Raw genomic sequence first — 23,531 nt, forward strand, 5'->3', positions numbered from 1 at the left:
GATCGCTAGACCAAACTGTTGAGACCCTCGAAGAAGCGGTCGATCGCCTTCTGCGTCTTTTCCGGCGGCAGGGCATAGCTGAAGCGCGCCCAGTTCTTGCCGGCATCGCTGAAGTACACGCCCGGGACAACCGTGATACCGAACGTCTCACCGAGATACGCGCCGAGGTCGGCGCTGTCAGTGAAACTGGTGCCGTCGGGCCGCTTGCCGTCGGCGATGTAACGCGACAGGTCGATGAAGGCGTAATAGCCGTCGCCCATCACGAAGCGCACACCGGCTTTCTCGAGCGCGGCGCGCAGCACCTTGCGGCTCTGCTTGGTCGGCTCGATGATGCTGGCCGCGGACTTGGCGAAGTCGCCCTCGTAGGCGGCGATCGCCACGGCTTGCGCGTAGTAGCTCGGGACGACGCCGTGCGAGGCTGTGCTGACGATGTGCTTGACGACCTTCGACCCGGCGACGAGCTGGCAGCTGCGGATGTTCGACGCGCCGAGGCTCTTGGTCAGGCCGTCGAGGATCATCACCCGTTCGCGCTTCTCCGGCTCGAACGCCTGCAGCACGGTGTTGATGTCGGTCGGGCCGCCGTCGGTGACCCAGTGATACATCCAGTCGAACAGCACGTAGGCGACACCCGCATCCAGCGCGGCATGCGCCAATTCGATCTGCTCCTCGACGGGCGTGGTGCGCCCGGTCGGGTTGTCCGGCGAGGTGATGACCATGCCGGCGATCTTGCGCCCGTCGCGCCCGGCGAAATCGACCGCCGAACGAATACCGTCGACGGTGTACTTCCAACTCTCGTCCTCGTGGCCGGGGGCATACAGCACGTTCAGGCCCAGTCCGTACGGCCCCCAAGAGTACGTAATCCACGGTACACGGCTGACCATCAACAAATCGCCGACCCGCCCGTGACCGAGCGAGACCATCGCCTGATAGGCCTTGTTCAGCCCATCGCGCCCGCCCTGCACGAACACGATATTCTCCGGCGTCCAGCCGCTGTTGGCCTGCAGCTTCCAGTAGCTGTTGGCGGCCACGTCGCGGAACTGCTTGGTGCCGAACGGCTGATCGTAACCGGTGCCGTGCTTGACCTGCAGCTCGGCGGCACGCATCAGGATGTCGGCCGGCACACCGGGCAGGCTGGCGCCGCCGTCCCCCTGCGACGCATCGTAGACCGGGGCATCGGCGCCGTTGCGCGCCTTATACAGATCGAGCGCCTTCTTCAGTTCGAACATGCGCGAGGGCGGGATCGGAGTCTGGTGTGCCGGATAGTCGTTGACCGGAATCCGGTACTGGGCGTCTTGCGCGTATACGGGGTTGTCCTGCTCGGTCACAGTGCTGCTCCTCACGGTATACAAAAGCCCCTGCCGTTCAGACAGGGGCCGTCGAAACAAGTGGGTTCGCGGTCTGGCTGCGGCGCTTTCGACCCGCTAGACGCGGGTCATGTAGCTGCCGTCCTCAGTCTTGATTCGGATGGTATCGCCGACGTTCACGAACATCGGTACGCGCACCTCAAGACCGGTCTCAACCTTGACCTTCTTGGTGGGGTTGTTGGCTGTGTCGCCGGCAACGGCCATCTCGCTCTCGACGACTTCCAGATCGACGCTGGTCGGCAGCTCGTAGTCGAGGATTTCACCCTCGTAGCTGCTCAGCTTGATGACCATGCCCTCTTTGAGGTACTCGAAGTCGTCGCCGAAGATGTCCTTGCGGAGCTGAGGCTGCTCGTAGGTGTTGTTGTCGATGAAGTTGAGGAACTCGCCGTCGTCGTACAAATATTCCACTTCGGTATTGTCGAGGCGGATGTCCTGCACGGTGTTGCCGGACGGGTACGTCATTTCGACGATCGACCCTGTGCGTAGGTTGCGCACCTTGACGCGAATTGTCGCCGAACCACGGCCCGGCTTTATGTGCTGGTAGTCGATCACCTTGAACAAGTGTCCGTCCTCGGTGAACGTCGTCCCTTTGCGAAGCTGATTTACATCGATCATGGGCCTCAAAGCTGCCTTGTTGTGTGGTATGGCGGCAGTATAGCAGACGAAATGCGCGCCCGTTAAGGGGCCAAATCGCGGCCGCGGTCAGGCCGTCGGATAGTCGAGGAACAGCACTTCCAGCAGCAGCCGCACGTTGACGTTGGTGCCTTGAATCAAAGTCTGGGCTTTCTGCGTCTGGCGCAGCGCGAGTTCGATGGACTCCGTGCGCAGTACGCGCGAGAGCTGCTCCAGCGTTTCGAGGCGATCGATGTTTACCGGCTTAACGCTGTTGCCGACCGAGAGCAGCAGCAGGTCGCGCCAGTACGTCTGCCACAGTTCGAGCAGGCGCAGCAGGGCCGGCTTGTCGCCCGCATAATCATTGGCCAGCGCGAAACGATCGCGTCGCGATTGCCTCAGCAGCGCTTCCAACACATCGAGCGCTGTGCTGCGCTGCTCAAGCACCGAGTCGTCGTGCACGGCCTGCACCGCCCATCCGATACGCCCGCCGCTCAACCGCGCGACCAACATGGCACGTTCGTCTTCGGTGCCGTGCCGCTCGCGCAGCATTTCGGCAATGATCTCAGCCGCGACCGGCTTCAGATAGACGATCTGGCAGCGGCTCTGGATCGTCGCCAGCGTGTTCTCCATGCCGTTCGCCAGCAGGATCAGGACGGCGTATGGGGGCGGCTCTTCCAATGTCTTGAGGATAGCGTCCTGCGCGGGGCCGCGCGCGCGCTCGAAGCCCGGCACGATGGCGACCCGATAGCGTGCGTCATAGGGCTTGAGGGCGAGGCGGCGCATCAGGTCGCGCAGGGCCTCGATCTTGAGCGTTCCAGATGACTCGTCGTCCTCGGCGTACAGGATGTCGGGATGGTTGCCGCTGGCGATCACCCGGCACGACCGGCATTCGCCGCACGGGCGCGCATCGACATCCGGGTGTTGGCAGTTGAGCGCGGCGGCGAAGGCATGCGCCAGTGTCGACTTGCCGATGCCCGGAGTGCCGGCGAACAGGTACGCCTGCCGCGTGCGCCCGTGGCGCAGCCCTTTACGCAGATATTCGACGGCCCAATCGTGGCCGAAAACGCCCCAATGAGGGGCGCTCGAGCGAGTCAATACAGTCATGGTTGTCTTACTCAGAACGAGAGCAATGCCGAGTATGTGCAGCGAGGATTATAGCGCATGCCGGACCACATAAGGTGTTGGATTAGTTGCGGCCGCGACAAAAATACATACACTGTTATGATCAGATAGCGACGCTTCCGAGGGCACGCTATGGGAAATGAAACCAGCGCAGATCAGCGGCGCCTTGCCCCCCGCACGCCGAGTCAACGTACCGCCCGCGATACCTCAGATCCGCACCGCCCTCTGACCTCGCAAGCGAGCGACGTCATTCATCTCCAACGCCTCATCGGAAACCGCGCTACAAATGCACTGATCCGGAAGGATACCGTTCAGCGCGACCCGGAGGAGACGTGGGAGGGCGTCAAGAGCGGCTCGGACAAGGTTCTGGAGGCTGGCGGTCTGCTCGGGTCGATCGAGTACGTTAAGCCGAAAGACAGCACGGACACGGCAAAGAAGACAGCGTCGGACGCCAATGCGCAGAACGCCGCAATCGCAGGGGTTGCAGTCTCGTCGCCGGCACTTGTGATGAACGTCATCAATACCGGCGTTCAGGGCGCTAAGGCAGAGCGAATCCGAAAAGAGCGCTCCGGACTTTCAAGCAAAACCGGCACTGAACACGCCGTCCTCACACAGGACTACCACAAGGCGACGAAAGCCACCGTTGATTCCACGGCGCAAAGCGTAGGAAACATCTACTCGATCGTTTCTAATTCCTTGATTATCGCCAAGACAGTTGCTGAAGGCACGGCGACGGTACTGGGTGTGATCGGCGCTGGGATTGGTGCAGCGTTCAGCCTGCTCTCGATCATTCGTGACTCGGTCAACATCCACAAGCGCAACAAACGCAAGAAGAAGGTCGCGGAGGTCGTCGTCAGCTATCAAGCGCGCGAGCAAGCGTTGACGACCGAGGTTGCGGGAAAACAGCAGCAGGTGCAGACGCTGCAAACCGCCAATCATGGCCTGACTCAACAGATTCAGGACAAGACGGACGACATCGACGACGTCCAGAACGAATTGGACTCGGAGCAGACCTCGCTTGACACGATGGACACGCAGGTTCAGGACGAACAGTTCGAGAAACAGCGCGTCGAGAATACCTTACACATGCTGCCGAGACTCCCGAGATCTGAACCCGCGAGAGCGGCGGCATGATATTTCCACCTTCAACAAGAAGCTGCGCGCGCTTAATCGCACGGTCAAGGACCGGGACAAGCAGAAAGCCAAGGTCGAGAAGATCCAAGCGCGACTCACGGCGCTGCAGAACGAAGTCACACAGCTCACGCAGAACGTTCAAGACAATGACGATCAGGCTAAAGACCTCAAGACCGAGTCCGATCAACTGCTCGAAACCGTCAAGAGCTACAAGGAACGTGGTGTTGCGCTCGGGGTCGTCGATCGCAAGCTGGGGAACGCGCTCAAAGGTGTGAATATCGCCGGCAGCATCGTCGGCCTGATCGGAAGCGGCGTCGGGATCGCCGGGTTAATCCTCGCCGGAACGGCCGCGGCAGCCGTTCTCGGACCGGTGGGTTGGGCAATTGGCGGCTTGCTGTTAGCCGTGGGCGTCGGCGTGCTCATCGGCACCGCCGTGAAGAAGAAGATCCGCGCCAACAACGTGAAGCGCATGCGGTCTGAAAAGGGCCTGATTGAGACGTTCATTGCAACCGGCAAGGTCAATGGCGCCGTACCTTCACAGTATCCGGCGGCAGACACCAAGTCGGTTGACGATCGCAAAGCATTACAGTGGCAGCGAGCCGCATTCCCGACCACGCCGTCGAAGAAGGCCAGCAAGAGCGATCCGAATCAGACGATGGAGGCTCGCCTAAACTACATTACCGAGTACCTCGGCAAGTACGATGTCGAGGCGGCAGGTGACGCCATATGGTACGGCGTGCTGGACGCCTTCCATGGTACCGAGGGTCAGCAAGACGTTCCCAATCCCAAGCATACCGAGTGGGAGAACCTGTCAGAAGCGAAGCGCAAGAAGAAGCCCGAACCGCCCAAGAACATCAAGCTCAAGACACAAATCTCGAACTTGATCAACGACCTTGATCCGAAGAACGCGAACAAGATCATCGCGGATATCAACACGGTCGGAAAGCAGTGGTATGAGGGTCAGCAGAAGGACCCGCAAGAGGACTTGACAGATCAGGGTGAGATCAAGCGCTTCAACGCGGCCAAGCGGCTTGTCCTGAAGAAGCTCAAGGTCGGATAGGTTTACCTTTGCACGACACACGTCACAGATGCGCGGCCGGTCCGCGCGCCTGTGATTCCGGCTATTCGCTGCGCAGGGCGCGGGCGGTTTGCAGCCTCGAAATGCGGTATGCGGGATAGATGCCGGCCAGCACCGCCGCGACGACCGCCACCGCGAACGCCAGCGCAAACTCTTCCGGCGACAGGTAGAACTGCATCGTCCAGCCGAAACTGCGCACGTTGATCACGAACAGCAGCACCAGCGCCAGTGCCAACCCGATCGGCAGCGCAAGCAGCCCGGCGACGCCGCCCATCAGGCCGGTTTGCAGCAGCGTATAGCGCCACAACTGGCCGGGGCTCATGCCGGTGGCGCGCAGCACGCCGAATTGGCGCGTGTTCTCCAATTGCAGCGACAGCAGCGCGCTCAGGATGCCGATAAATGCCACGATCGTCGCCAGCAGGCGCAGCGCGATGGTGATGGCAAACGTGTTGTCGAACACCTCGAAGACGCCGGCACGCAGTTCGCGATTGGCTTGGACGCCCAGATCGTACCCGTCAAGCCGCGTGCGGATGTCCGCGATCACGGTATCGAGGTCGGCATCCGGCGTGATGAACGCGGCGATCGATGACACGTACGGGTCGTCCCAGTACTGGTCGTAGACCTCGCGCAGGATCAGCACCTGCCCCTGATCGGTCGAATAGTCGTAGAACACGGCAGCGATCGGGAACGTCTGCGGGCCGCGGTCGGTCGTGAGCGTAATTTCGCGGCGTACGGTCGTGATATCGCGACGGAAGGCGAATGGTTCGCTGACGATCACGGCGCCGTCGCGCATCGCTTGTGGCACGTCCCCGTTCGGGGCGACGTTCCAGACGTAACCGCGGTTGGGGGCGATGTCGGACGTCACAGCCTGCAGGTTGACCGGCAGCATGTCGGGATAATCCGGCGACAGCACGCTGGTCGCGCGGCTGGTCGAGACCTCGGCGACGCCCGGCACCTGCGCGACGATCTCTGCGGCCTCGGGATCGACATCCACGGTCGAGCCGTTGGCGGCCAGCAGTGGCGACGAGATATAGATGTCCGCCCCCAGCGTCGTCCCGAGCCAGTCGGCCACCGTGCTGCGGAACGACGAGATCATCACGCTGACGCCGACGATCACGCTGACGGCGATCGTCAACGCAGCGACCGCCACCGCCGTGCGGCTGATCGACCGTTCGACCGCGCGCGGGGCCATCCGACCGACAACGCCGAAAAGTCGCCCCAACACCGGCTCGGCGATGCGCATGGCGACGATCAGCACGCCGGGCGTGAAGAACGCCCCGCCGACGACGATGCAGAACAGCGCGGCGAAGCTCACGACGATGCTCTTGGTTGGAAGGGCCAGCAGGATCAATCCGATGGCGATCATGCTGGCGGCGAGGACCGTGATGCTGGGCACCAACCGGCGCATGTCGAGCTCCTGATCGGAGCGGCGCATCGTACCGGCGGGCGGCGTGCGGGTCGCGTCGAAGGCCGGCACGGCCGCCGCGCCGACGCTGGCGATCAGGCCGACCGCCACGCCTTTGACCAGCGTGAATGTCTCGACGGTAATCCCCTGCACATTGACGCTGAAATACAGGTTGCTCACCGTCTGCGCGACGAGGCCGACCGCTGCGCGTCCGAAGATCACGCCGAGGCCGACGCCCATGAGCGTGCCGACCGCGCCCAACGTCAGCGACTCGCCGAGGATGCTGGCGAAGACCTGCCGGCGCGTCGTCCCGAGCGAGCGCAAGATGCCAAGCGTCGGCCGCCGCTGCACGACGTTGAACGTCACCGTGTTGTAGATCAGGAAGACGCCGACCACCAGCGCCAACAGGCTCAATGCCTGCAAATTGAGTTCGAATGCCGCCGTCATCTGGCTGAGCGTGTCGCCGCTTTCGCTGGTGGCGACGATCTGCGCGCCTTCCGGCAGGCGGCTCTCGATCGAAGCGACCGACACTTCGGCGTCCTGCTCGGGCAGAATGAGATCGATCCGCGTAATGCGCCCGGGCTGATCAAGCAGCTCTTGGGCGGTCGCGATATCGGTCAGGATCAAATCGTCGAGCGCCTGCACGCTGACACGATCTTCCGGCCTGAGGATGCCGACCACCTGCACCTCGGATGTGCGTGTGCCCGTCTGGACGGTCAGCGTGCCGCCGCTGGTTACGCCGAGGCGCGCGGCGAGCGTGTCCGAGATAAGCACGCTGCCGGGCCGCGCGATGAACGCGGCGATCGCGTCGAACGCGCTGCCCTCGCCGCTGTCAACCTCGACCTCGCTCAAGTACGACCGAAAGGGCGGTTCCGCAAAGGTGTCGACACCTAATAGACGTAGAGGCTGACTGGCGCCGTCCACACGCACGAACTCGGACACCACCGGCGCGCTGTCGCGAATGCCGAGATCGACGCGCACGATGCGGTAGAGGTCCGACGGCAAGCCGACCGGCCCGCCGACGATCTGGTGCGTAGCGCGCCCGGTCACGCTGATCGTGCTCAGCTCGAACGCCCGGCTTGACGACCCGTTGGCGATGTCGATGGCGATCACCATCGCTACGCCCAGCGCCACGCCAAGCACAAACAGGGCGCTGTGGATGAACCGGCGCGTGATATCGCGGATACCCAGCCGAATCAAAAGGCTCATTGCGAAACCCCATGCTCAAACTTTGTGAAATATAGCGCGACCGGCTGGGCACGCGATTGCCCCGCGATGAGCGGGCGGTGAGCAATCGGCGCCCCAGCGCACGGGACGTCAATGTTTACCGCACGCTGAAACCGGCTATAATCGGTTGCATGGCGAGGCGAAACACGCCCTCGCTCCGGCCCTCGGAGGGGTAATGACGTCATCGGACAACTTCGATCTGGACGCGCAAGAAGGGCGCCCCGATCGAGAAGAACAACCGGATCTGGCGCACGAACGTCCTAGCGATCCGATGCCCACGCCATCCGTAACCGAGTTGGCGCGCGACCCGTCGATGACCGGCCTCGCCCCCAAAGTGCGCTTGGACGACCTGCCCGATCGCATCGAGCATCACGATGTCGCGTTTTCGACGACCGAGATGCGCGCTGTCCGCAGCGATCAGTCCGTACCTGCGCCCGGCAAACCCGGCGTCCTGCTGGTCGAAGACTCGGTCGAGTTCGCCGCTATCGTGCGCGAGACGCTGCGCCGAATCAAGGTCGATGTCTTCCACGCCAAAGACGGCCGCACGGCGACTGACTACATCCGTACCAACATGCCGCATCTGGTGCTGCTCGACCTCAACTTGCCGGACATGACCGGTTGGAGCATCCTCGAATTCATCAAGTCCTCGTACGCGGGCCGTCCCGACAACGAACTCCCCAAGGTGATCGTGTTGACCGCCTACAACGATCCCGCCAACCGGCTGGTCGGAAAGCTTCAGGAAGTCTTCCGCTTTCTGGTCAAGACTACCACCCCGCTCGAGCTTCAGGCGGTCATCCGCGAGGCGCTCGCGGAGCGTTGATGCGCGCGGCCGTCCTGCTTGCGGTCGTGCTGCTGGCGAATGCCGTCGCCGCACAACCCGCATCACCTGCCGAACAGCTCTATCCGATCCTCGCCGAAGCCGCCCGAACCGGTTGGACCGCCGACCGACGCCGCGACGCCGCCGAATTGACACTGGCATTGGGTGACGTAGACGCTTCGATCGCCCATTATGAGGCCGCCCTGCTGATCGACCCGCACGACGAACTCACGGCACGCCGAGCCGCCGAACTGGCGGTGCAGAACAGCCGCTGGGATCACGCCGCCGACGCGCTCCGCACGCTGATCGAGTTGGTGCCGGACGATCCATGGGCCAACCTGCATTTGGGCTTGATCCTCGCCCCGGCCGCACCGCAGGAATCGCTGACGTTCTTGCGCCGCGCCGCACAGACCGGCATGGCTCCGCCGGCCGAGTTGATCGAAACGCTCGAGCAGTTCTCAGCGGCGCGGTCCGGTCTGCCGCTTGCCGTGGGCGCGGTGATGACCGATGCCGCGCTGTACGGGTATGCCGAACGGGCCTTCGAGCTGGCCGTCGCGCTCGACCCGGACACCGCGCAGGCGTTGGCGTCGGTCGCGCTCGTGCGCGCCATTCAGGGCAAGGACGGCAAGCCGTGGCTCGATGAGGCGTTGGGTTTGGGCTCCGAGTCGGCACAGGTGTACGTCGCTGCCGGGCTGTACTATCGTGCCGTCGGGCAGGACTTCATCAGCCTAGAGATGTTCTTGAACGCTCTATCGCGCGACCCGCTCAACCCGGAGATTAACGCTGAGGTTTCGACCACCTACGGGCTGTTGGGCGACATGGCCACCGCCGACTTCTGGGCACGGCAGGCGCAAATGCTCGCGCGCGGCAGGCGCACGCAGGACGACCCGCCACTTGAACCATGACGCCCCGCTGAAATCGGTCTATACTAGCCTGTGACTGCCACCGAAGCTCGATCGCCCTATGACACCGCAAACCCGCTGGACCAGTTACGACCTGATCTTCTTCGATTGCGACAGCACCCTGTCGACCATCGAGGGAATCGACGAACTCGCCCGTTTGAAAGGCAAGGAACTGCGAGTGGGCGTGTTGACACACAAGGCCATGAACGGCGAGCTCGATCTGGCGCAGGTTTACGGCAAGCGCCTACAAGCGATCCGCCCGACCCGCGGCCAGCTCAAGGCGATCGAAGACCTTTACATGCAGACGATCGTCCCCGACGTGCAAGCGGTCTTCGACGCGCTGCGTTTCCTGAACAAGACCGTGTTCATCATCAGCGGCGGGCTAGCCGAGCCAGTGCGCGGGTTCGGCAAACGGCTGGGTATCCCGCTTGAGAACATCCGCGCCGTCGAACTCGAATACGACGAGCTCAGCGGCGAATGGTGGCGCTACGACGAGCCTCAGAATCGCAATGCGCAGCGGTTTATGGATCACGACAACGGGCCGCTGACGGTGAGCAGTGGCAAGCCGCAGATCATCACCGATCTGGCGGGCAAGCGCGCCGGCCGCCGGCTGATGGTCGGCGACGGGTCGTCGGATTTGGCGACGCGCTCGGTGGTCGACCTGTTCGTCGGGTTCGGCGGGGTGGTGACCCGCGAAACGGTGCGTCAAGGCTCCGACGCGTTTGTCCACACCGCCTCGATCGCGCCGGTGCTGCCGCTGTCCGCTGGCCCTGCCGGGTACCAGCGCGTGCTCGGCACGCCGCATCAAGCCGTGTTCGACCGCGGCATTCAGCTTGCACTGGACGGCGGGTTGACCTTCAGAACCGACGATTTCCGCTCCGCGTTCGCCACCGCTTTTCATTCCAGCACCTAAGCCGATTCACGCATTCAACGTCACTGCGAGGACACCGTGCCTAAACGACTGACCGAATTCGCCGGGGTAATCTTCGACATGGATGGTCTGCTGGTCGACAGCGAGACGGTGTGGCACGTCGTCGAGGCGGAGTTCTTCGCCGACCGCGGCGTGACCTACACCGACGAAGATCGCCAGCTCGTGATCGGCCTGCGTGTCGATCACTTCCTCGATCTGCTGCGCACGCACTACGGCCTGACCGAGCCGCTTGAACACATGATCGTCGATCTGAACGCGCGCATGGCAGAGCGCATTCCGAATATGGTTAAAGAGAAGCCCGGCGCGCACCGGTTGATCGACTTTCTGCTGACTCACAACATTCCGATGGGGGTCGCGTCTAACTCGTCGGCCGGCATCATCGATGTGACGATGCGAGCGATGGGCTGGGACGACGTGCTGCGCGTTCGCTGTACCGGTGACGACGAGCAGGCCGGCAAGCCCGCGCCGGACGTCTACCTCACGGCGGCCCGCCGGTTGGGTATTCAAGCTGCGCGTACGGTCGGGCTGGAGGACAGCCGTAACGGCGCGCGTGCTGTGGTGGCGGCAGGGATGACCTGCGGTGTCGTGCCGGACGTGACCTACACGCAGGCCGAGGCGTTCCGCGAGATTACGCCCCACATCTTTGAGAGCCTCGACGATGTCCGGACGTGGCTGGAGGAGGATCTGTCGTGACCCATCATGTCGTCGTTGCCACCGATCTCACCGACCACGCGCTCGAAACACTGCGCAGCCGTTCAGACACGACTGTTGCAGTCGTTACGCCGCGCCTGCGCGCGGTTCAAGATGCGATAGCGGACGCCACCGCGCTCATTGCGCGCGATGACATTACCATCGACAAGGAATTGCTTAGCCACGCGCCGAAGCTCAAGGTGGTTGGACGCGTCGGCGCAGGCTTGAGCGGCATCGACATCCCGGCTGCCAGCGAGCGCGGCATCATCGTCACGCATACGCCCGGCACCAGCGCCATCGCTGCAGCCGAACACACCGTCGCGCTGATGCTCGGTCTGTCGCGACGGCTTGTCAGCTTGCACGAAAGCCTGCGCGACGGCTACTGGTTGTTGGATCGCCGCCGGCAAGCCGGAAGCCAGCTTTCCAGCAAGACCCTCGGCATCATTGGCTTGGGGCGGGTCGGGCGCGCGGTCGCGCACCGATGTCTGGCCTTCGGGATGATCGTACTGGCTTGCGACCCGTACATTTCCGAGGATCAGATCGACGACCCGCGCCTGTATTTGGTCGGGCTGCCGGAGCTTCTGAGCCGGAGCGATTTCGTCACGCTGCACGTCCCCCCAACGGCCGAGACGCGCGGCATGGTCGACGCCGAGTTCATCGCCCGCATGAAGCCCGGGGCCAAGCTGATCAATACGGCCTTCGGCGGCCTGATCGACGAATCAGCCGCGGCCGCGGCGCTCAAAGAAGGACATCTGGGCGGCGTGGCGCTCGACGTATATGCCGAGGAGCCGCCGTACAACTCGCCTCTCATCGGGCAGGAGTCGGTGCTGCATACGCCGCACGTCGCCGAGAACACGATCGAAGCGACACAGGACCTATCGATCCAGATCGTCAGTCAGGTGATGGACGCGCTGCGCGGCAGCGACTACCGCAACGTCATCAACATGCCGTTCCTGCCCGGCACCGATTACGAGACGATCCGGCCGTACCTTACGCTGGCCGAGCGGATGGGCACGCTGCTGCACGTCTTGGCACGCCATGCGGTGCGGCGGGTGGCGGTCGAGTATCGCGGAAACGAGTTGACCGGCCTGATCAAACCGCTGGCCGTCGCACTGCTCAAGGGCCTGCTTGCGCCGATCCTCGGCGATGGCGTGAGCTACGTTAACGCGCCGCTGCTGGCGGCCGAGCGCGGCATTCAGCTTATGCAGACGAAGGGACTCAAGACCGGCGAGTACTCCACGCTGGTCAGCGCGCAGGTCACGCTCGACGACGGCGAGGACATCATCATCTCGGGCACGCTGCTCGACCGGCAGGAAGCGCACATCGTGCAGGTCAACGAATATCGCATGAATTTCGTGCCGAGCGGTCATCTGCTCATCATGGGCAGCTACGACCAGCCCGGCGTGATCGGGCGTGTCGGAACGCTGATGGCCGAGAATCAGGTCAACATCGCTAGCTGGTACACCGGCCGCGCCACCCCCGGCGGCCAAACGCTGACCGTGCTTACGCTCGATCAACCGTTGAGCGACACCGTCCTCGATCAACTGATGGCGTTGGACTTCGTGCGCCACGCGCACCAGGTCGCGCTGTTCTAGCGCTTCACTGCTCGCTGCGAAACTCCGGCGCGAGGTGGTTGATGTCGTTGATCCCGATCACCATCGGATCGCCATTGGCCTCGATCATCACACGCGAAAGACTACAGTGATAGACCAGCATGTTCGTCCACGCGTGTTGATCCGGGCTGAGCACATGGGCGAGCAAGAAGCGGATCACGTTGCCGTGGGCCACGACCAGCGTGTGCCGGTCGTTTGCCGTCGCCGACACGCCGCGGAATACCTCGCCGTAAAAGTCCTGAACACGACGCCGGCACACCACCGTGTGTTCGCCGTTGATGTGCGGGCGGTTCTCGCCGAACCAACGCTCCATCGCCGGGGGGATGCTCGGCACGCACTCTTCGATGCGCGAATCGTACCGGATCGTCACCCCTTCGAGCGCGGGCAGGATTCGCTCGGCCGTCCTGCGCGCCCGCAGGATTGGGCTGCATAGAAACGCGTCGAAACGATGGCCCCGAAGGGCGTCTGCAGTCAGCACCGCCTGAAGCTGGCCGGTCGTGTTCAAGTCCCCCTCGTCACCAAACATGCGGTCATATTGACCGTGCCGCACCATCGTGATGTAGTGGGTTCCCATCGATGTCCTTACCCAAAATCGCTGCTGGAAATTCTGGCCTAGAAACCAACTTTTTACGAGAGTTTCCCTCATTTTCCCTCAATTTCACACGAATTTTCCCGTAGGTACTTGCCAAACTACGGGAACTGGTTATATTAGGAGTAGGCGAGGCGTCGCGCTCGGCTAATTGAGCGGAATAAGTTACCGGGCAATTACGCAAAAAGAGTCGCAGGTTCGACTTGTCTTACAAAGGAGACTTCCAGTGGCCAGCATCGAATTCTATGACGTCAAGACCCGCAGCAAAGTGAAAGTCGATCAAAAGAACGTCAAGAAGACCGTGTTCAAGACCAAGAACGGTCAGGAGCGTTACGGCCTGCGCGCCAAGACCTCCGACGGCCGCCCGCTGACCAAGTTCGTCAGCAAGGCGGAGTGGGACAAGCTCAAGGTCGACATCGAGAAGTAGTCGCACCACGAACGTGAGGAGGGGCAGCCAAGGCTGCCCCTCTTTTGTTTCCGATTAGGGTTATGCGCCGCCCCGGCCGGCATGATACCATACGCGTGTCGAACATTGTCCGGACTCGCGGATGTCATTTAGCTTTCCCCCTGCACTCCTGCTATTGGCACTGGTTCCTGCTGCGATCTGGCTGGGCTACCCGCGTCAGCGATTTCGCCGCCGTCGGGATACCGTAAGCCTGATCCTTCGCACGGTCATCATCGTGCTGCTGGTGCTTGCTCTGGCAGGCATGCAGATCGTCCGCGACACCGATCGGTTGGCCGTCGTCTTCCTCGTGGATACGTCCGACAGCGTGGACCCGGTCTTGCGCGATGCGGCGCTCGGCCAAGTGCGCGAAACCATCGGCGCGATGGGCGACGCGGATCTGGCCGGCCTCGTGGTATTCGGGCAGCGCCCGCTGGTCGAACGCCCCGTCTCGGACAGCCGAAGCCTCGGGCCTGTGCGCTCGTCGCCAGAAAGCGGCAACACCGATATTGCCGCGGCCGTGCGCCTTGCGCTGGCGATGTTCCCGAGCGATGCAGCACGGCGTATCGTCATCCTCAGTGACGGCCAACAGACGATCGGCGATGCCGAAGCCGCCGCACAACTCGCCGCCGCCGCCGGGGTTGAGATCACGTACCTGCCGCTGCAAACGCTCGACGCGCCCGACGTACGGGTCACCCGCTTTGACGCGCCAGCCGCCGTCCCGCAGGGCCAGCAGTTCGACCTCAGCTTGACCGTACAGGCCGACCAAGCGACTCAAGCGCGTATCGACATCTTCGCCAGCGGCGAGCTTATCACCAGCGAGACGACCGACTTGCGCGAAGGCGTCAACAACCGCACGCTGACGCTTGTCGCCCAAGACAGCGGCTTCCGCGATTTCACCGTCATCGTTCAGCCCGAGTCAATCGACGGCTACTACCAGAACAACCAACTGGCGACGTTCAGCCAAGTGATCGGCCCGGCCCGTGTGCTGGCGGTCGGCGATGCAGACGAGACGCAGTACATCGCGGCCGCGCTGCAAGAGGCCGAATTGACTGTCGACGTCGTCGCGCCGGAAGACCTGCCGATCACTGCGGCCGGATTGGTGCCGTACGAAAGCGTGATCCTCGCCAACGTCGCGGCGGACCGATTGACCGACCGGCAGATGCAGACGATCCTTGCCTACGTGCGCGATCTGGGCGGCGGGCTGGTCTCGCTCGGCGGGCCGGAGGCGTATGGGCCGGGCGGTTATTTCCAAACACCGCTTGAAACCGTGCTGCCCGTGTCGATGCAGCTTGAAGACCAGCAGCGCCAGCCGCAGCTCACCATCGCGTATGTCATCGACCGCTCAGGCTCGATGGCGACGCTCGGCCCCGGCGGCCAACCGCTGATCGAACTTGCCAAGGCGGCCATTGACCGGTCGATCGACTTTTTGCAGCCCACGGACCGCGCCGGTGTCGCCACGTTCGACAGCGCGGCCTACTGGATCGCTGAAATCCAAGAGGTCGCCAACCGCGAGGAACTGCGGAGATTGGTCGGCACCTTGCGGCCCAGCGGCGGCACCGACATTCGCGCCGGCCTCGAACTCGTTGCACGCGACATTGTCACCGAGCCGTCGCAGCTCAAGCACATCATCGTCCTGTCCGACGGTCTGTCCAACCGCACAGGCCTCGTCGAGCTGGCCGGCGCGCTGTATGCGGAAGCTGGCGTCACGTTGACGTCAGTGGCGCTCGGTGACGACAGCGAACTGATGCGCGATATGTCGGAAGCGGGCGGCGGGACGTATCGTGTCGCGGCCGATCCATCGACCATCCCCACGATCTTCGCGCAGGAGACCGTGCTGGCGACCCGATCCTACATCTTCGAGTCGCCGTTTGTGCCGGGCGTATCCAGCCGCAGCCCGATCCTGCAAGGGATCGCCGGCCTGCCTGAACTGCGCGGCTATGTCGGGACATCGCTGAAGGACGCCGCACAGGCCGTGCTGCGCGGGCCGGAGCCCTACGCCGATCCGATCCTCGCATCATGGCAGTTCGGCCTCGGCCGGGCGGTCGCCTTCACCAGCGACGCGACAGCACGCTGGGGCACGGCGTGGGTCACGTGGGACGATTTCACCCGATTCTGGAACCAAGCCGTACGCTGGACGATGACCGAAGGCGGCAGCGATACGCTCGAGACACGAGTCACGATGGAGGAGACGGTGGCGCGCGTCGTAGTAGATGCGCGCGACGACGCCGGCGGATTCATCAACGGCCTCGCGCTCAACGTGTCGGTCGTCGAACCCGGCCTTACCGCCCGCCTGATCCCTCTGCGACAGACCGCGCCGGGCCAATATGAAGCGACGTTCCTACCCGCACAGGAAGGCGCGTACCTGCTGGCGGTTAACGGCGAGGGTTCCGACGGTACGGCCGTCACGCAAACCAGCGGATGGGTGATGAGTTACTCGCGCGAGTACGCCGCCGGCCGATCCGAGTCGATCCTGCCCCGTGCTGCTGCCCTTACCGGCGGCGGCCGCTTGACCGACGGGCTCGCCAGCGCATTCGCCCGTACGCTGACGGCTCGCGGAGGCGCGGCGCCGGTGTTTCCGTTCCTGCTGATCGTGGCGCTGGTGCTGCTGCCGGTCGACATTGCGGTTCGGCGCGTGCTGGTCAACCGCAGCGACTTGTCCCGCCTTGCTACCGCCATTCGGGCCCGGTCGCGCCCCGCCGCGGAGGCCGCCACCGGGCGCATGGCTGCGCTCATGGACGCGCGCGAGCGTGCTCGTCAGGCCATCGAGTCCGAGGATGTCACGCGCTCGGCGGTATCGACGGCAAGCGCGTTGCGCACGCGCGTCCGCGATGCGGAGCCCCGCCGTGCCGAACCTGCCGCAACCGTCGCACCGGCCCGGTCGGAGGCGGTGTCTGCGCCGGAGCCAACTCCGCGCCCTGCGCCCAAACCAGCCGCACCCAATCGCGAGGCGGTCGCAACCGACGAAGACTCCAGCGAGAACATCGGTGCGCGCCTGCTCAAGCGGCGCCGCCCGCCGCCCAACTAACACGTGAATCTGCGGCAGAATTCGTAATCCTCAGTACACTATAGGACATCTTCAAGTCTGCCTGAGGGAGGGGAGGCGCTGTGACCGCATACTTGCGCAATCCATTGTATTGGCTGCTTGTCGCCATACCGCTCGCCTTGCTCGGCGAGGGTGTCCTGCACATGGACCCTCTGCTGATCTTCGGCTTGTCGTGCGCGGCGATCATCCCGCTGGCCAAGCTGGTCGGGGAGTCGACCGAGGAACTCGCCGTCCATACCGGGCCGAAGCTCGGCGGTCTGCTGAACGCGACGCTGGGCAACGCAGCCGAACTCATCATCACCATCTTCGCACTGCGTGAAGGGCTGGTCGACCTCGTACGCGCGTCGATCACCGGGTCGATCATTGGCAACCTGCTGCTGGTACTGGGCCTCAGCCTATTCGCCGGCGGCGTCAAGCACGGTACGCAGTCGTTCAACGGACGTAATGCCCGCATGAACGCAACGCTGATGGTGATGGCATTCGTCGCACTGATTATCCCGTCGCTGTTCGACGCCGCGATCGTGGGCGAGCTGTCGGCTGAAATTCCGCTCAGCGAAGTCACAGCGATCATCATGATCCTGCTCTACGGTATGAGCGTGTACTACAGCTTCACCGCAGACAAGGGCGTAACGACTCGCGAATCGGCGGCCGCAGACATCCACCACGCCAAGTGGAGTGTTCGGACTTCTCTCATCGTGCTGGCACTGAGCACGCTCGGCATCGTCCTGATGTCCGAGACGCTCGTCGGCGCGGTCGAGGCCGTGACCGTCACACTCGGATTGAGCGAGTTCTTCATCGGCATCATCCTCATCCCGATCATCGGCAACGTCGCCGAGCATCTGGTCGCGGTGCAGGTCGCCTACAAGAACAAAATGGAACTCAGCCTCGCCATCTCGCTGGGCAGCAGCCTCCAGATCGCACTGTTCGTGGCGCCGGTGCTGGTGTTCATCAGCCTGCTGTTCGGCAACCCGATGCTGTTGGTGTTCAATACGTTCGAACTGGTGGCGCTGGCAGGCGCGACGTTCGTCGCTGCCTTTATCGCAATGGACGGCGAGTCGAACTGGCTCGAAGGGGCACTGCTCATCGGGGTCTACCTCATCCTCGGCATGGCGTTCCTCGTGCTGCCTGCCGCGGAGGGCGCGTTGCACGCCGCAGGCGGCTAACTTGCACCAAAACAGAACAGGCCCCTCGCATCATGAGGAGCCTGTTCTCTTTATCTGCAGAGGCTTCGCCTCCACACCTCCACAAGGGATCTACACCCCTTGACCCCTTTCCTGCGAATCAGGGAGTCCAGAGGGCGCAAGCCTTCTGGCGGGGTTTGGGGCAGCGCCCCAATGAGCTCACACTAGAACAGCGACTGCCCGCTGGCACGCTGGATGTGCGCCATGAACTCCGAGCGGGTGCGCTCGTCCTCGCGGAAGGCGCCAAGCATTGCGCTGGTCGTCATACCGCTGCCGTGCTTCTTCACACCGCGGATCATCGAGCACATGTGCACGCCGTCCAGCACGACCGCCACGCCCTTGGGCTGAAGCACTTCGTGGATGAACTCGGCGATCTGATGCGTCATGCGTTCCTGCACCTGCAGGCGCTGGGCGAACATATCCACGATGCGCGGAATCTTGCTCAGGCCGATCACCTTGCCGTTGGGGATGTACGCGACATGCGCACGGCCGAGAAACGGCAGCATGTGATGTTCGCACAACGACTGGTAGGGGATATCGCGCACGATCACCATGTCGTCATATTCCACGTCGAACAGGGCTTCATTGATAAGCGCGCTCGGGTCGGTGCGATAGCCAGAGAGCATTTCGGTCAGCGCCTTTGCGACGCGAACCGGCGTGCGCTGCAAGCCTTCACGATCCGGGTTTTCGCCGACCGCAGTAAGGATGGAACGCGTCGCGTCTTCGATCGCGTCGGTGTCCACATCCGGCAAATCCAACTCGAACGTCCGCAAGAACTCCTCAGACGTGAACTTCTCCTGTAGAACGCTCAGAACGTCTTCGCGTTCGGCGTCATCGTAGTAATGATGACCGCCGTTACCATTGCCGTTGTGGCCGTTGCTGCTGCCGTTCTTGGACACTGTACTGTTCGATCCCATCGGTTGTCTCTACGCGCGGCGGTTACAACCTCGTGCCGCGCATCTCCCTTCTCAATATGTTGTGTCTCGATTAGACGATTGAACGGGCATTCTACTTACATTGGCTGCCCGCATAGTCCACATGGATGGTTCAAACCGCCATGCCACCAATGTGAGACGAATTGGATTATATGGGCGTTTTGATTCCTCATCGGCCATATCTCAGCAATTCGACACTGAACACTCACCACCGGTTTAGTCACAAGAACTGGTGTTTGCCGCCGCCCCGAATCGGCTGTAAAGTACGGATAGAAAGGATTTGTCGCAGATAACAATGATCGTGGAATCGATGTCTCAGTCCGAGCTGCCGCTAACCGCAGACCAAGAGATCGTCAGAGCCCGTAAGCGCTTTATCCGCCGCCTGCCGGTCTACCTGTATCGCTTGGGTTTCGGGCCACCGCTCGGTATCATGCCGATCCTGATTATGTCCGCGCGCAGCCGGTCGACAGGCGGGCCGCACTACACCCCGCTGGAGTTTCGCCGGCAGGGTTCGCGGATTTACGTGCTGGCGACCAGTCAGGATGCGCAGTGGCTTGACCGTATCAGCCGCGACCCGAACGTTACCGTGCGCATCGGCACTCAGGTTTTCCCTGCACAGGCCAGCCGCGTCGAAGATGCCGGCGAAGCGGTGCGCGTGTTGTATCTGTTTAGGATGAATGCGCCGATCCCGCTGCGCTGGATCTACTGGTCGGGTCGCAACCGCGAGGTCGTCCGGCCACACGTACTCAAGTCGAACGCTCAACGGTATACCTTCGTCCGTCTCGAGCGCATTCCGGAAGAGCGCCAGACGCTTCCGCCGGTGTCGGCCGATCGAGCGTGGATGACCCTGCTCGTGATCGCCGCGTTCGTGCTGCTGCGACTGGCAACCCGGTCCAAGCGCGACTAAACTCAGGCGCGCCCCAGCGCCCTTTCCATCCATCACCCATCTTCACACCGGGGCTCAGCCCCGCGGGAGAGCCAGCTTCGTATGCACATCCGCCATATCCTTCCCGAACCCGAACAGGGCGTACTGCCGCTGGATCCGCTAGGCGGCGCGCTGACCGGGCTGCTCAGCGTTGCGTTCAACCTCGCGCTGCTGCAAGCCCGCGCCGGCCACCGCGTCGAGATCGTCGCCCCGTCCGAGGACGGTCATGCACACAGCGCGACCGTCGAGGGCGTAGCGATCCGATGGCTTCCGCTGTGGAATCGCGCGCGCTTTCCGCGCTACGACCTGCGACTGTTCCTGCCGCTGCTGATCGACAACCTGCGCGCGCCTACGGCGGACATCCATCATGTGCACAACAACCCGTATCTGCTGATCCACCGGCGTTCGCGCGCTGCGGTGATGCAGTTTCAGAACCCGCCGCTGCGTGGGTCATCGGTCTACGACGTGTTCATGCGCCGAGCGGGCCGCGCCATCTGCTGCTCAGACTACATCAAGGGGCGAGTGGCCGCCGAGGTAAACTACCCGGCCGAGCAGCTTGTGACCATCCACAACGGAATCCACGCCGACGCGTTCCAGACGGTCGAGCCAGCGCATGCCCGACAGCAGTTCGGTATCGATCCGAATGCGCTCGTGGTGCTGTTCTCTGGGCGCGTCGTGCCTGAAAAGGGCTTTCACGTACTTCTGAAGGCATGGCAACGCGTGCTGCAAGCGCGTCCCGATCGGAACCTTGTGCTGGCCGTTGCCGGATCGACACGGCTGGGTTTGGGCACGCCGCAGCACCTCAGTGACGATCGCTTCAACACCGAATTCTCGGCCCTCAGCGCCTACGAGCGCGATGTCCAACAGCTAGCCGCCGCGCTTCCCCCAGAACGCGTCCGCTTTCTCGGCGGCCTAAACCGCGAGGCGATCCGGGCGTTCTACCGCGCGGGCGACATTTTCGTGTGTCCGTCGACTTGGGAAGAGCCGTTCGGCCTCGTCAACGCCGAAGCGATGGCGGCGGGCCTGCCGGTGATTGCGTCGGATGCCGGCGGTATCCCTGAGATCGTGCAGCACGAGCAGAACGGCCTGCTGGTGCCAAAGGACGACCCGGACGCGTTGGCGACTGCGATACTACGACTCGTGGACGACACCGAGGCGCGGCGCCGGATGACCGAACACGGGTTGGCGTTCGTGCGGCGGTTCGATTGGAGCGAAATTGCGCGACAGGTCGAGATCGTTTATGCCGCGTCCCTTAAGCGTTAGGCGACGTTACGCCTCCACGACCCGCGCACCCGGCTTATTGCGGCGCTTTTGCCAACCGCGGTAGATCGCCTGCGTTTCCTCGACCGAGACGAACGCGTTGCTGTCGACCTTCTTGGTGATCGCCAGCACAGCCTGCATATCACGCTTGCTGACGACACTGCGCACGAGCGTAACCGCGCCCTGAAGCCCCTCGCCCATCGTTTCGGTCACGCCGTAGCCGCCGTCACGCAGCGCAACGGCGATCGCGTGGCCGGCCTCTTTGACATGCGGGATAATGCTGACGGTCATGTAGCTGGTGATGAAGCGCGACTCCAGCGACATGCCAACCCATCCGCCTGCTGCCGCGCCGAGGCAGTACGCAACAAGGTTGAGTACGTTACTCGAAATATCGGTCACGATACTGGCAATAACGACGGCAAACAGAAACGCTTCAATAAAGGCGAGGCCCGAGGCCAGCAGCCGGCGGCCGCGCGTTATCGCGACCATCCGGATGGTACTGATGGCGTAGTTGAGGACGCGCAGAAGGAAGATCGCTCCTGCCGCAAGCAGCATATCGACTGTGATTGTCATGGTATTGCCTTACTGAATACTCCGGGCGCGGTTACAACAGCATTCTAGCGAACCCGCTTGCCGCACAAAAGAGACAGTCGTCCAACGGTTACTCGGCGGAACGCAAACTGAGTCCCATTCGCCGTGCGCGCCCGTCGATGCTGAGGATGCGCGCCCGGACTGGCTGCCCTTCGGTGACCACGTTGCGCGGATGCAGGAAGTGGCCCTCGGCTAGCTCGCTGATGTGGATCAACCCTTCCAGTCCCTCCTCGAGGCTGGCGAACGCACCGAAGTCGACCACGTTCGTAATCACCGCATCGACGATACTGCCGACCGTATACCGTTCCTCGACGGTGCGCCACGGATCAGGCCGCAGGCGCTTCGCGCTGAGGGCGATGCGGCCGGCCGAACGGTCCACCTCCAGCACAAGTGTCTCGACCTCCTGCCCGCGCTCGAGAATGGCGCTCGGATGCGAAACGCGGCCCCAGCTCAGCTCGCTGATATGGATCAAGCCCTCCAGCCCGCCCAGATCGAGAAATGCGCCGAAATCGGTCAGGTTGGTGACGACTCCGCGCACGATCATCCCGGCCTGCACGCGGTTGAGGATCGCCTCGCGCCCGCCGGGCTGGGCTTGCGCCGCACGCTCGGACAGGATAAGCCGGTTGCGTTCCGGATTCAGTTCGATCACGCGGAGGGGCAGGACTTGGCCGATGTATTCGGTCATGGCGCTGCGGCGCGCCTGTTCGGACGCTTGCACCGGGAATTCCACCAACTGACTGGCCGGCACGAAACCGCGCAGCGATCGCCACTCGACCAACAATCCGCCGCGGTTGTAGCCGATCACCGGCAGTTCGAGCGTCTCGTCGGCATTTTGAATCCGAACTAGTTCCTGCCAATCGGCGGCTTCTCCGTGCAGGTTGGCAATTTGGCCGGATTCGTGGACTGTGGAGGCTGAATGGGCTGCGGGTTCACCGTCGCTTAACAGCGACGACCAGTAGCCCTCGTCCACCGGCGGCGCTCCGTCGTGGCGCGGCGGCTCATGTGACATAACAAAAAGCCCTCTAACATCATACGATACAGTCAGACACCCATAGGGATAGGCGGCGATCCACGGCGCTAGATGGCGAGTACGCTGGGAGAATCCTGAGTGAATTATGAGCCGTTCGGAGGTTGATGTCAAACGGGGCGACGCGCAGTGGTTGACTGCGCCCGATCCGAGAGGTCTTCCGGTATTGGTCATCGCGCCATAATTGAGTCACGAAAGAGACGGGGGAATCATGAACGAGATAGTCTGGGAGATCAGTCCTCCCGTTTCCAACGATCGACTCAACACCTTGTTTGCGGCCGCGTGGGAAGATCACAAGGCCACCGACTTTCAACAGATGCTGCGGCACAGTCTGCTCTACGTATGTGCCTACGACCACGATCATCTCATTGGTTTTGTGAACGTGGCATGGGATGGAGGCGTCCATGCCTTCTTGCTCGATACAACCGTCCATCCACGGTTTCAGCGGCAGGGGATTGGGACAACACTTGTACAGACCGCCGTCGAAGCAGTAAGGAAGCATGGCATCGAGTGGCTGCATGTTGACTTCGAACCCCATCTCAGGTCGTTCTATGAGCGATGCGGGTTCAGGTCTACGGATGCAGGATTGATCAACGTACGATCGTCTGCAATCTAGACCGTCCGCCTTCGAGGACGA

General features: G+C 62.8%; 21 protein-coding genes. 13 read left to right on the forward strand and 8 right to left on the reverse strand.

Annotated elements, in window-relative coordinates; genetic code table 11:
* Positions 1–5 precede the first annotated feature (5 nt).
* The 3 genes from IPM16_17910 to IPM16_17920 all read right to left on the reverse strand — a co-directional run bounded on the left by IPM16_17910 (position 6) and on the right by IPM16_17920 (position 3,083).
* The gene (locus tag IPM16_17910; protein MBK9124975.1) at positions 6–1,325 is read right to left on the reverse strand and encodes a pyridoxal phosphate-dependent aminotransferase; all 1,320 of its coding nucleotides are present in this window, start codon (positions 1,323–1,325) and stop codon (positions 6–8) included.
* Between the two features lie 96 nt (positions 1,326–1,421).
* Positions 1,422–1,979: an elongation factor P gene (gene efp / locus IPM16_17915; protein ID MBK9124976.1), complete on the reverse strand. Its 558-nt coding sequence runs from the start codon at positions 1,977–1,979 to the stop codon at positions 1,422–1,424.
* An 87-nt stretch (positions 1,980–2,066) separates the two neighbouring features.
* Positions 2,067–3,083 (reverse strand): DNA polymerase III subunit delta', encoded by a 1,017-nt coding sequence (locus IPM16_17920; GenBank protein MBK9124977.1) that lies wholly within the window; start codon positions 3,081–3,083, stop codon positions 2,067–2,069.
* Positions 3,084–3,233: 150 nt separating this feature from the next.
* Between IPM16_17920 and IPM16_17925 the strand changes: the two genes are divergently transcribed.
* Together IPM16_17925 and IPM16_17930 are read left to right on the forward strand one after the other, a co-directional pair.
* Positions 3,234–4,235, forward strand: a complete 1,002-nt coding sequence (locus IPM16_17925; GenBank protein MBK9124978.1) for a hypothetical protein — start codon at positions 3,234–3,236, stop codon at positions 4,233–4,235.
* Positions 4,120–5,295, forward strand: a complete 1,176-nt coding sequence (locus tag IPM16_17930; GenBank protein ID MBK9124979.1) for a hypothetical protein — start codon at positions 4,120–4,122, stop codon at positions 5,293–5,295. The genes IPM16_17925 and IPM16_17930 overlap by 116 nt, the downstream gene beginning before the upstream one ends.
* 61 nt (positions 5,296–5,356) lie before the next feature.
* On the opposite strand, the gene IPM16_17935 is transcribed toward IPM16_17930, so the two are convergent.
* Positions 5,357–7,927 carry an ABC transporter permease gene (locus IPM16_17935; GenBank protein ID MBK9124980.1) on the reverse strand — a complete coding sequence of 857 codons (2,571 nt, stop codon included), beginning with the start codon at positions 7,925–7,927 and terminating at the stop codon, positions 5,357–5,359.
* Positions 7,928–8,120: 193 nt separating this feature from the next.
* Between IPM16_17935 and IPM16_17940 the strand changes: the two genes are divergently transcribed.
* Genes IPM16_17940 through IPM16_17960 form a run of 5 tightly spaced genes read left to right on the forward strand, consistent with a single transcriptional unit; the run spans position 8,121 to position 12,880 of the window.
* A complete protein-coding gene (locus IPM16_17940) occupies positions 8,121–8,765 on the forward strand; it encodes a response regulator (GenBank protein MBK9124981.1) in 645 nt (214 codons plus the stop codon).
* On the forward strand, positions 8,765–9,667 hold the full coding sequence (locus tag IPM16_17945; protein ID MBK9124982.1) for a tetratricopeptide repeat protein: 903 nt from the start codon (positions 8,765–8,767) through the stop codon (positions 9,665–9,667). Before IPM16_17940 ends, IPM16_17945 begins: the two co-directional genes overlap by 1 nt.
* A 58-nt stretch (positions 9,668–9,725) precedes the next feature.
* Entirely contained in the window at positions 9,726–10,577 is an 852-nt protein-coding gene (locus IPM16_17950) for an HAD-IB family phosphatase (protein MBK9124983.1), read from the forward strand.
* A gap of 36 nt (positions 10,578–10,613) precedes the next feature.
* Positions 10,614–11,288, forward strand: a complete 675-nt coding sequence (locus IPM16_17955) for an HAD family phosphatase (protein ID MBK9124984.1) — start codon at positions 10,614–10,616, stop codon at positions 11,286–11,288.
* The gene (locus IPM16_17960; protein ID MBK9124985.1) at positions 11,285–12,880 is read left to right on the forward strand and encodes a phosphoglycerate dehydrogenase; all 1,596 of its coding nucleotides are present in this window, start codon (positions 11,285–11,287) and stop codon (positions 12,878–12,880) included. The genes IPM16_17955 and IPM16_17960 overlap by 4 nt, the downstream gene beginning before the upstream one ends.
* A gap of 4 nt (positions 12,881–12,884) precedes the next feature.
* Here the strand turns inward: IPM16_17960 and IPM16_17965 are convergent, their stop codons facing one another.
* Positions 12,885–13,472 carry a histidine phosphatase family protein gene (locus IPM16_17965; protein MBK9124986.1) on the reverse strand — a complete coding sequence of 196 codons (588 nt, stop codon included), beginning with the start codon at positions 13,470–13,472 and terminating at the stop codon, positions 12,885–12,887.
* A 241-nt stretch (positions 13,473–13,713) separates the two neighbouring features.
* Here IPM16_17965 and IPM16_17970 point away from each other — a divergent pair, with 241 nt between their 5' ends.
* From IPM16_17970 to cax, 3 genes are all read left to right on the forward strand, one after another.
* Positions 13,714–13,914 (forward strand): hypothetical protein, encoded by a 201-nt coding sequence (locus tag IPM16_17970; GenBank protein MBK9124987.1) that lies wholly within the window; start codon positions 13,714–13,716, stop codon positions 13,912–13,914.
* 121 nt (positions 13,915–14,035) lie between these two features.
* Positions 14,036–16,957, forward strand: a complete 2,922-nt coding sequence (locus IPM16_17975; protein MBK9124988.1) for a VWA domain-containing protein — start codon at positions 14,036–14,038, stop codon at positions 16,955–16,957.
* A 92-nt stretch (positions 16,958–17,049) separates the two neighbouring features.
* Positions 17,050–18,138, forward strand: coding sequence for a calcium/proton exchanger (gene cax, locus IPM16_17980; GenBank protein ID MBK9124989.1), 1,089 nt, complete (start codon positions 17,050–17,052; stop codon positions 18,136–18,138).
* Positions 18,139–18,320: 182 nt separating this feature from the next.
* Here the strand turns inward: cax and folE are convergent, their stop codons facing one another.
* Entirely contained in the window at positions 18,321–19,073 is a 753-nt protein-coding gene (gene folE, locus IPM16_17985; GenBank protein MBK9124990.1) for a GTP cyclohydrolase I FolE, read from the reverse strand.
* 328 nt (positions 19,074–19,401) lie between these two features.
* Between folE and IPM16_17990 the strand changes: the two genes are divergently transcribed.
* Positions 19,402–19,998 (forward strand): nitroreductase family deazaflavin-dependent oxidoreductase, encoded by a 597-nt coding sequence (locus IPM16_17990; GenBank protein MBK9124991.1) that lies wholly within the window; start codon positions 19,402–19,404, stop codon positions 19,996–19,998.
* 81 nt (positions 19,999–20,079) lie between these two features.
* Entirely contained in the window at positions 20,080–21,279 is a 1,200-nt protein-coding gene (locus IPM16_17995; protein ID MBK9124992.1) for a glycosyltransferase family 4 protein, read from the forward strand.
* A gap of 6 nt (positions 21,280–21,285) precedes the next feature.
* Here the strand turns inward: IPM16_17995 and IPM16_18000 are convergent, their stop codons facing one another.
* Positions 21,286–21,849, reverse strand: a complete 564-nt coding sequence (locus IPM16_18000) for a DUF2179 domain-containing protein (GenBank protein MBK9124993.1) — start codon at positions 21,847–21,849, stop codon at positions 21,286–21,288.
* Positions 21,850–21,937: 88 nt separating this feature from the next.
* The gene (locus IPM16_18005) at positions 21,938–22,876 is read right to left on the reverse strand and encodes a S1 RNA-binding domain-containing protein (GenBank protein MBK9124994.1); all 939 of its coding nucleotides are present in this window, start codon (positions 22,874–22,876) and stop codon (positions 21,938–21,940) included.
* Between the two features lie 229 nt (positions 22,877–23,105).
* Between IPM16_18005 and IPM16_18010 the strand changes: the two genes are divergently transcribed.
* On the forward strand, positions 23,106–23,510 hold the full coding sequence (locus tag IPM16_18010; protein MBK9124995.1) for a GNAT family N-acetyltransferase: 405 nt from the start codon (positions 23,106–23,108) through the stop codon (positions 23,508–23,510).
* Positions 23,511–23,531: the final 21 nt, after the last annotated feature.

It is taken from the genome of Candidatus Flexicrinis affinis (genome assembly GCA_016716525.1).
GTDB lineage: Bacteria > Chloroflexota > Anaerolineae > Aggregatilineales > Phototrophicaceae > Flexicrinis > Flexicrinis affinis.

Coding starts and splice junctions, on each gene's coding strand:
- IPM16_17975 (MBK9124988.1), top strand. CDS start 14,036: ATGTCATTTAGCTTTCCCCCTGCACTCCTGCTATTGGCACTGGTTCCT.
- efp (MBK9124976.1), bottom strand. CDS start 1,979: ATGATCGATGTAAATCAGCTTCGCAAAGGGACGACGTTCACCGAGGAC.
- IPM16_17920 (MBK9124977.1), bottom strand. CDS start 3,083: ATGACTGTATTGACTCGCTCGAGCGCCCCTCATTGGGGCGTTTTCGGC.
- IPM16_17995 (MBK9124992.1), top strand. CDS start 20,080: ATGCACATCCGCCATATCCTTCCCGAACCCGAACAGGGCGTACTGCCG.
- IPM16_17965 (MBK9124986.1), bottom strand. CDS start 13,472: ATGGGAACCCACTACATCACGATGGTGCGGCACGGTCAATATGACCGC.
- IPM16_17990 (MBK9124991.1), top strand. CDS start 19,402: ATGTCTCAGTCCGAGCTGCCGCTAACCGCAGACCAAGAGATCGTCAGA.
- IPM16_17950 (MBK9124983.1), top strand. CDS start 9,726: ATGACACCGCAAACCCGCTGGACCAGTTACGACCTGATCTTCTTCGAT.
- IPM16_18005 (MBK9124994.1), bottom strand. CDS start 22,876: ATGTCACATGAGCCGCCGCGCCACGACGGAGCGCCGCCGGTGGACGAG.
- IPM16_17940 (MBK9124981.1), top strand. CDS start 8,121: ATGACGTCATCGGACAACTTCGATCTGGACGCGCAAGAAGGGCGCCCC.
- IPM16_17935 (MBK9124980.1), bottom strand. CDS start 7,927: ATGAGCCTTTTGATTCGGCTGGGTATCCGCGATATCACGCGCCGGTTC.
- IPM16_18000 (MBK9124993.1), bottom strand. CDS start 21,849: ATGACAATCACAGTCGATATGCTGCTTGCGGCAGGAGCGATCTTCCTT.
- folE (MBK9124990.1), bottom strand. CDS start 19,073: ATGGGATCGAACAGTACAGTGTCCAAGAACGGCAGCAGCAACGGCCAC.
- IPM16_17945 (MBK9124982.1), top strand. CDS start 8,765: ATGCGCGCGGCCGTCCTGCTTGCGGTCGTGCTGCTGGCGAATGCCGTC.
- IPM16_17925 (MBK9124978.1), top strand. CDS start 3,234: ATGGGAAATGAAACCAGCGCAGATCAGCGGCGCCTTGCCCCCCGCACG.
- IPM16_18010 (MBK9124995.1), top strand. CDS start 23,106: ATGAACGAGATAGTCTGGGAGATCAGTCCTCCCGTTTCCAACGATCGA.